The sequence below is a fragment of the uncultured Granulicatella sp. genome, from assembly GCF_963528195.1.
In the GTDB taxonomy this organism is placed as follows: Bacteria; Bacillota; Bacilli; order Lactobacillales; family Aerococcaceae; genus Granulicatella.
On the sequence record NZ_CAURVN010000010.1, the window covers coordinates 45,542 to 54,149 of the forward strand.

Genomic DNA, 8,608 nt, shown 5'->3' on the forward strand with positions numbered 1-8,608 from the left:
AACAACAATTCAAAATCCCCAACGATTGAGACTTTTCTCCAATCGTTGGGGATTTTCTAATTAAATCCAACTATTTTTTGAGTCACGGTATAAATCAAATTCGACATTTGTCTAGCAGGTGCATTATCGTTCATCGCAATTTTACTAATTACATTTTTACGAATTTCTTTATAAACTGGCGTATTGGTTTCTTTTAATTTTTCTAATAAAGCTTTCTTTTTCTCTTGGTGTTCCTGTGTACCTGCTTTATTTAATAAGGCACAAGAAATCAATGTTGTAATTTCTAAATGATTTAATAAATAGTCATTTAAAACTTTTGGAAATTCCCAATCACTATGATAAGCTTCCATCAATAATTGATTCACTCTAATTTGTTGATCAATTCTGCGAATCATCACTTGTTCATTAACCGATTGATCTTCTCGTCCGATAAAATAACGGTAGAAATCGACATTGATATAATACAATTTTTGACAATACTGAAGTGGAATAAATACAAATAAATTATCCACATAAAAAGTATGTTCTGGCAATTGTAATTTTGATTGTTTTAAAATATCTAGTCGATACATTAAGGAATGCATCATCATATACTTTCCTTTTCGAAGCGGCTTTGCATCCTGCCAAGTAAACACTGTGTTTTCAGGGAAAGAAGACTGATATCTCATAATTTTCTTTCTTCTAGCTTGTTCTTTTTCATAAACAAAGTTTGTAATGACTACATCAACTTCTTCTTGTGCATCTTCTAATTGTTGCAGATGCTCTAAAATTTTTAAATAAGCACGGACATCGACCCAATCATCGCTATCTACTACTTTAAAATATTTCCCAGTTGCATGTTGCATGCCTGTATTAACAGCACCACCATGCCCTTTATTTTCTTGAGAAATCGCACGGACAATACCTGGATATTGTTGTTCAAACTTTTCTGCTATATTTTGTGTATTATCACTTGAACCATCATTAATAATTAAGACCTCTACTAGATTTCCACCGGTCACTAATGATTGGATACAGTAATGCATATATTCTTGTGAATTATAACAAGGAACTGCTATGGTTAGTAATTTCATTTCTAAGTCCTTTCGGGTTCTATTTCTTTTATCTATTCTACCATTTTTTATATGCTTTTTGTCAATAAAATATACATTTTATTTCTAATCTATACTTTTCTCTTTATCAAAACACAAAAAACTCTTCCTTTCCTACTTTCATAGAAAAGAAAGAGTCTCATTTTTATAATAATGCTTCAATCATCGGAAGATAATCTTTTTCTTCTAATTTTTGAATCATAATAATGCCATCTCCTAATGGAACTAGAGTGGATTTCAACGCTTCATCTTTTTGAACAAAGTCTAAAAATAAGTTTAGACGGCGATGAATTTTTCGAACTTTTCGTGGTATTTCACTCTCATCTTGTAAAATTGTTCCACCTTGGAAAATATCATCTACCACAAGTACTCCACCAGTTTTTAATACTCGCATACAATGAGGGAAAAATTCAATGTATTTCGCTTTTGCACTATCCATAAAAATAAAGTCATATTGTTGTTCTAAAGTTGGCAACACATGTGCTGCATCCCCTTCAATTTGAGTTACAACGTCATCAATGCCTAATTTTTTAAAATTCTCTTTTGCTCTTGAATACATTAATTCATATCGATCAATTGTTGTTACAGAACCGCCTTTAGGTACATATTGCGCCATTAAGCTAGCAGAAAAACCAATAGCAGTTCCAATTTCTAAAATGTGAGTTGGACGATATAGTCCTAATAAGAAATCTAAATATACCGCTGTTTCATGAGGAATAATTGGAATTCCTAAATCATTCGCCATTTGTTCTAGCTCTCCTAATTTACCAGGAAAGGAACGTTGACTTTTTCTCATATATTCGACCACTTCAGGTTTAACGACTGGTCGAAACATCATTTCATTTAACATACTTGCTCCTTTTATCGATTTATCATGAGGAAATTAGAAACCTCCACCGCCGGATCCTCCACCAGATCCAAACGAACTACCGCCACTAAATCCTCCTCCAAATCCACCGCTATTCGATGAATCGGAACTTGAACTAACTTCATCCACTGCTGAAAGATAACTATCAGTGAATGAATCCTGTAGAATCTCATTATAGACAGCCATTTGCCAACCATAGGTTGGTGAATAGAATACACTTTCTTGAATCCAATCAGGGAATTTTTCTTCTAATACTTCAATGACTTGTTCAGCAACTCCTAAAGAAATGGCATAAACTAATAAATGATCCCAGATTTGAATACTTGGTAAATCAGCTCTATCTAAACTAGAAATATCAACTAACATTTGACGGAATGCTTCCCAACGACGATATTCATATTCACCTTTTAAGCTTCTTTGTAGAGCATTTGATTTACTAAAACGAACTGTTACAAGATAAATAATAAAACTAATAATCCCTGCAATAATAGTCGGGAACAGATTCTTAGTAGCCCAAAATACACCGCCAACAAACAGAAGAAGCCCTGCTATCCCTAAAAGAATTGCTCCATTTGCCTTTGGAGCAGTTTCTCCCTCCTCGAAACGATAAACACTATATTCATCAGCAGCATCATCTACTCCTTCATACCAATTATCTAGCATATCTGTATATCTTTCTGGGCAATTCTCTGCAAATTCAGAAACTAAATCTAATTCTAAACTATTTCCTTTAGCAATTTTTTTGAATAAAATATCTAAAGCTAATTGTTCATGAGGTAGTAAATGATACGAATGTTGTTTCAACTCTAAAATATAAGGTTCTTCACTCGTCATCGTTAGAACTTTTTTACGTACTAAATCCATTATCGTTGCACTAAAATCATCAATCGTTACACCATCATAAATAGCTGCTGACATAATGGCTGGTGTCAAATCTTCTGGCAATTCATATAAATGTTCTGGTACAAACGGTACTTTTTCAAGACGCTTTTTATCAGCTAAATTCCCTTTAAAATATGCCCAAACTAAAGCGACTAAACTAAGTAGTCCTCCAAAACCTGCTACACCCCATTTTACAGAACGTTCCTCTTGATCTCTTTTCACTAATCGTTCTTCTATATCTACAATTCCAGCAAAAGCGTTAAAATCGTTTGTCACAGGATTATCTTTTGTTAATTCTACAGGAAATACCATATGCGTTTCTACAAAACTCTTTGGTTCATTTTTCTTAACGGTAAATGTAACCCCTTTGTAATCCGGATCAATTTCTACCTTACCACCAATTCCTCCATGTCCCCAAGCTCTTAATGTTTCTTTTGTTGCTGCACCTGGTAAACTAACATGAACATGAATATTTTTTTGCGTAACTTCCCACTCTTGTCCAACTACTCGTCTGTTTAATTCCGCTGTATCTTTATAATTTTTAATCAACTGTGGAATTGTATAATTAAAAACAACGGTTCTCGAACTATCTGCGAAAGGTAAGAACACCTTAAATTTTAATAAAGATCCAAGAGTTTCTGTTGAATAAGTGCTATTATGCCCTGTATCACTTTTTAATAGTGTAACAACTTCTCCATCGCTTGTTTTAAAATCAACGGTTACATCTTTTGGTTCTTTTTCTCCAAAATAATCTAAATTATAAAAAATACCATTATAACTTCCATCAGCAGTAAAGGTCATTTCTTCTTTAAAACGAACATCCCCATTTGGTCTTACATCAACATCGATATTATATTTTGTTACTTCTAAACTTTTAGCTTCAATTGTTGAAGTAAAAATGAATAGAGGTAGCATTAAAAACATCAGCATTACTATTATTTTTCGTAATGGTTTCATTTTATTCCCTCCGATACACTGAAAGTGGGATGAAATAACAGATTTCTACTCCCACTTCCATTATCCTAATCAAGTCTTATTAACCTTAAATCATCAAAAATTTGCTTATAAAATACCGCCTCGAATATCCAATGTTTTTTTCAAATACCATTTTAAAACAAGTGCGCCCGATCCAATAAATAAGTACACGATGGCTGGGAAGACATAATTAATGCTTGTTGGAATCAACAATTGTGTTCCCATTACAAGGACTAACCATGCGAGCATCACTAATGAGCTAACCACTAAATAACGAATATAGCCACGTTTTCCTTTTGGTTGATTAATATCTGGAGTTACTTTAGAAAGAGCTAATAATGCTAAACCACCTACTACAAAGTTCATGAGTAAGGAAATAACTCCCATTGCTTCTGATTGTTCTGGATTTAAGAATAATGTAATTCCAGCAATTAATGCGAAGAATCCTCCGACCATTAATCCACCATCTACAGCAATTTGCCAATCTGGTGATTTCACCGTTGGATCTTTTTTAGGCCCTTCCAATACAGATTGTGTTTGTTGTGTCACAGTACCAAATAATTGGCGAGCTGTTAAACCTTTTTTCTGTTTTTCTACTAAAACTGGAAGCATTTCTTCTAAAGTTGAAGTGATTTTTGCTTTAGAAACTTGAGCTTCTTTTAGAGAACGTTCTAGTTGTAATACATATTGTTCGTTTTTTTTCGTTAATTGACTACGTAATGTAGTAACATCTACTTTTTTTACTTCAGTTTGATTTTCTGTCATGATTCAATCCCCCACAAGATATGATGATTACACGTTAAATCTGAAAAGCATAACATCGCCATCTTGTACGATATACTCTTTTCCTTCTTGACGTACTTTTCCATTTTCTTTTGCAACACCCATACTACCAAATTCTAATAAGTCTGCATAAGCTACTGTTTCAGCTCGAATAAATCCTCTTTCAAAGTCAGAGTGAATAATTCCAGCACATTGTGGAGCTTTCATTCCTCTGCGGAAAGTCCACGCACGAACTTCTTGTTCTCCAGCAGTGAAGTAAGTGGCTAATCCTAATAAATGGTAAGCTTTTTGAATTAAAATATCTAAACCTGAAGTTTCAATTCCCATTTCTTCTAAGAAAACTTGTTTTTCTTCTTCTTCTAATTCAGCAACTTCTTCTTCTACACGTGCACAAATAACGACTACTTCTGCATCTTCTTTTGCAGCATATTCTTCTACTAATTGAACATATTGATTATGTCCACCTTCTGCTACATCATCTTCTGAAATATTAGCAATATATAACATCGGTTTTGTTGTTAATAAGAATAAACCTTTCACGATTGGTAATTCTTCATCTGTAAATTCAATCGTACGTGCTAATTGACCATCTTCTAATACTGGTTTGATTTTTTCTAAAACTGCTAATTCTGCTACTGCATCTTTATCTTTTGTTTTGGCAATTTTAGCAACACGAGCAATTCGTTTATCAACTGATTCTAAATCTGCTAATACTAATTCTAAATTAATTGTTTCAATATCGGCAATTGGATCTACTTTACCAGCAACGTGTGTAATATTTTCATCTTCGAAACAACGCACGACTTGGCAAATTGCATCTACTTGACGAATGTGGCTTAAGAATTTATTTCCTAAACCTTCCCCACGGCTAGCACCTTTTACAATCCCTGCAATATCAGTAAATTCAAATGTTGTTGGAACTGTCTTTTTCGGTTTTACTAATTCTGTTAATTTTTGAAGTCTTTCATCTGGAACTTCTACTACCCCAACGTTTGGGTCAATCGTCGCAAACGGATAGTTTGCTGCCTCTACTCCTGCTTTTGTAATTGCATTAAATAATGTTGATTTCCCAACGTTTGGTAATCCAACGATTCCTGCTGTTAACGCCATGTATATTTCACACTCTTTCTATTCATTATTTTCTTTCTTCAAAGTTACTTTTTTCATTTTGCGTTCAAATTCTCGTCTTGGCATTAAGACCATTTGCCCACAATGATTACATTTGATACGAATATCCATTCCCATTCGAATGATCGTCCATGAATTGGTTTGACATGCATGAGGTTTTTTCATTTCGACACAATCCCCAAGAGCATATTCCACTACAGCCATTCTATTCACTCCTAATCATCTAATTCAATTTCTAATACATCTAAAATACGAGTTAAATCTTTTTGAGAAAGGTATTCAATCTCGATTTTTCCACGTTCTCCTTTCGGAGTGATTTGGACAGATGTTCCAAATTTATCCATTAATCTTTCTTCAGATTCAACAATATAAGCTGGTTTTGGTTGAATCTTTTTGAGTTTCTTCACTTTTTCAATAGGCTCATTCATTGTCTGAATCAATTCTTCTAGCGCTCGAACCGTCATTCCTTCTTCAATCACTTTTTTAGATAAAGGAATTATTTTGTCCGCTTTTTTCAAACCTAATAAAGCACGAGCATGCCCCACTGATAATTGACCTTCTTGTAATTGTGTTTGAACTTCTAATGGTAGTGATAATAGTCGAAGGAAGTTCGCAATATAAGGACGACTTTTCCCAATTTTCTTTGCGACTTCTTCTTGGTTTAGTTTTAATGCATCCATTAAAGATTTATACGCTAATGCTTCATCAATTGGTCGTAAATCTTCCCTTTGTAAATTTTCTACAACGGCTACTTGAATCATAATTTCTTCGCTATATTCACGAATAATAGCTGGAATAGTTTCTTTTCCAGCAAGTTTAGAAGCTCGTAATCTTCTTTCTCCTGCTACTAATTCATAGCCTTTAATACTTGATTTTCGCACGATAATCGGTTGAAAAACTCCTTGTTCACGAATCGAATCCGCTAATTCTTGTAAAGCTTCTTCATTAAAATCTTTTCGAGGTTGATAAGGGTTTGGACGAATTTCACTAATGGAAATTTCTTCAACCTTTTCATTTGTTGTATCTACCTTTTCTAAATTTTCGATACTATCAAAATTTCCACCAAAAAGTGCATCAATTCCACGACCTAGGCCTTTTGATTTTTGATTTTTAACCATTTGATAACACTTCCTTTGCTAATTCAAGATAAACTTCTGCTCCTCTTGAACGAGGATCATAGTCTACAATGGCTTGTCCATAACTTGGTGCTTCTGATAAACGAACATTTCTCGGAATAATGGTGCGGTATACTTTTTCTCTGAAATATTTGATGACATCATCTTTTACTTCATTACCTAAGTTTGTTCGTGCATCAAACATTGTTAGTAAAACACCTTCAATTTTTAATTGTGGATTGAAGTGCTTACGAACCATCGTAATAGTATTCATCAATTGAGATAAACCTTCTAATGCATAATATTCGCATTGCACGGGAATTAAAACAGTATCACTAGCAGTAAAGGCGTTCATTGTCAAATGTCCTAAAGAAGGAGGACAATCTATAAAAATATAATCATATTCATCACGAATCGTTGTTAATGCTTGTTTTAATCTTTGTTCACGATGTGTCTGATTTGTTAATTCAATTTCAGCTCCTGCCAACTGAATAGTTGAAGGTACTATCATTAAATTTTCACGTGTCGTAGGTACAATTACTTCATGAACATTCACTTCATTTACAATAACATCATAAACATCATAAGCTAACTCAGCTTTTTGCACCCCTAATCCACTAGTGGCATTACCTTGAGGGTCACTATCGATAATTAAAACTTTTTGACCAAGTTTTGCTAGGGAAGCTGCTAAACTGACAGTTGTTGTTGTCTTACCAACTCCACCTTTTTGATTCGCAACTGAAATAATTCTTCCCATTGTCTTACCTCCAATCTTCATAAAAAAAGGAGAATGCAAGCATTCTCCCTCTCGCATGTCTACAAAATGTTTTCCATTTCTCGCAATTCTTTAAATTTATCCATTCCTATTGTAACAAAAAAACAGGAATATGAGTAGTCTTTTCCTAGGAAATCCATTGAAACATGAAATATCTTTTTAACTAATTTATCGCAACTTGAAACTAACTAAAGTGGTAATTCTTTCTTATGCTGTTGATTCATTCCATTAAAAATCACTTCATAAGTTTTTTGAATCGTTTCGTCTTCTTCATTTAAAATTAATGAGAAACTTTGAATGATGTTTGTCTTAACATCAGCTTTCATCTTCACCATAATTTTCGTATTCTCGTGAACTTGAATATTCATTGAAGCTAATGCTAATCGTACAACAGAATCACTCCCTTGATAGTCAAAACTTCCATCTGATTGCCAAGTAGCAACATTCGACAAATCTTGAGCTAGTTGTAATACACTGTGATACGTAAATCCTATAACATTTTGTAAGCTTGATTGAGCAGAAATAGTTGGCTCCCATTTATCTTGATAATAACGAATAGCTCCTTTACTGCCTTCACTTATTACTTCAATTTGATTTGTAGCTTTACCGTCTGTCTTATCAATACGAGTTCCAAATCCTGTACCATCACTCCAAACAGAGGCATTCGCAATGACTTGAGTCGAACTTGTTACGTCTTTTTTCTTTACTTCATTTTGCTTTAATGTTAAATGATAGTTTTTAACTTGTGTTTCTTGTTGTACTAATTTATCTTGTAAACCTTTATCTTCAACTACTTCGCTACAGCCTACTAGAAAAACTCCTAGTAAACAAATTATCCAAAAATTTACTTTTTTCATGTCATATTCTCCAATATCGTTTATAAAAATAGTATACAAAAAAAGAGAATTTCCTTCCAGAAATTCTCCTTCTAATCAGAAGCGTGGCAACGTCCTACCCTCACAGGGGGAAACCCCCAACTACTATCGGCGCT

The 8,608-nt window shown here is 33.6% G+C and carries 9 protein-coding genes; all 9 read right to left on the bottom strand.

Translation table 11 applies throughout. From position 1 onward, the window contains the following. Window positions 1-56: 56 nt before the first annotated feature. The 9 genes from RWR88_RS04550 to RWR88_RS04590 all read right to left on the bottom strand — a co-directional run bounded on the left by RWR88_RS04550 (window position 57) and on the right by RWR88_RS04590 (window position 8,474). On the bottom strand, window positions 57-1,073 hold the full coding sequence (locus tag RWR88_RS04550) for a glycosyltransferase family A protein (protein WP_314450846.1): 1,017 nt from the start codon (window positions 1,071-1,073) through the stop codon (window positions 57-59). A 163-nt stretch (window positions 1,074-1,236) separates the two neighbouring features. Next, window positions 1,237-1,941, bottom strand: coding sequence for an O-methyltransferase (locus tag RWR88_RS04555; protein WP_314450847.1), 705 nt, complete (start codon window positions 1,939-1,941; stop codon window positions 1,237-1,239). Between the two features lie 33 nt (window positions 1,942-1,974). Continuing rightward, window positions 1,975-3,798 (bottom strand): DUF2207 domain-containing protein, encoded by a 1,824-nt coding sequence (locus RWR88_RS04560; protein WP_314450848.1) that lies wholly within the window; start codon window positions 3,796-3,798, stop codon window positions 1,975-1,977. A 105-nt stretch (window positions 3,799-3,903) separates the two neighbouring features. Further along, window positions 3,904-4,581: a DUF1129 family protein gene (locus RWR88_RS04565; protein WP_314450849.1), complete on the bottom strand. Its 678-nt coding sequence runs from the start codon at window positions 4,579-4,581 to the stop codon at window positions 3,904-3,906. A gap of 27 nt (window positions 4,582-4,608) precedes the next feature. After that, window positions 4,609-5,709, bottom strand: coding sequence for a redox-regulated ATPase YchF (gene ychF / locus RWR88_RS04570; RefSeq protein ID WP_314450850.1), 1,101 nt, complete (start codon window positions 5,707-5,709; stop codon window positions 4,609-4,611). Between the two features lie 18 nt (window positions 5,710-5,727). After that, on the bottom strand, window positions 5,728-5,931 hold the full coding sequence (locus RWR88_RS04575) for a DUF951 domain-containing protein (protein WP_314257870.1): 204 nt from the start codon (window positions 5,929-5,931) through the stop codon (window positions 5,728-5,730). Between the two features lie 11 nt (window positions 5,932-5,942). Then, window positions 5,943-6,845: a ParB/RepB/Spo0J family partition protein gene (locus RWR88_RS04580; RefSeq protein ID WP_314349618.1), complete on the bottom strand. Its 903-nt coding sequence runs from the start codon at window positions 6,843-6,845 to the stop codon at window positions 5,943-5,945. Continuing rightward, the gene (locus tag RWR88_RS04585) at window positions 6,838-7,599 is read right to left on the bottom strand and encodes an AAA family ATPase (protein WP_314349616.1); all 762 of its coding nucleotides are present in this window, start codon (window positions 7,597-7,599) and stop codon (window positions 6,838-6,840) included. The genes RWR88_RS04580 and RWR88_RS04585 overlap by 8 nt, the downstream gene beginning before the upstream one ends. Window positions 7,600-7,805: 206 nt before the next feature. Continuing rightward, window positions 7,806-8,474 (bottom strand): hypothetical protein, encoded by a 669-nt coding sequence (locus RWR88_RS04590; protein WP_314450851.1) that lies wholly within the window; start codon window positions 8,472-8,474, stop codon window positions 7,806-7,808. Between the last annotated feature and the right edge of the window lie 134 nt (window positions 8,475-8,608).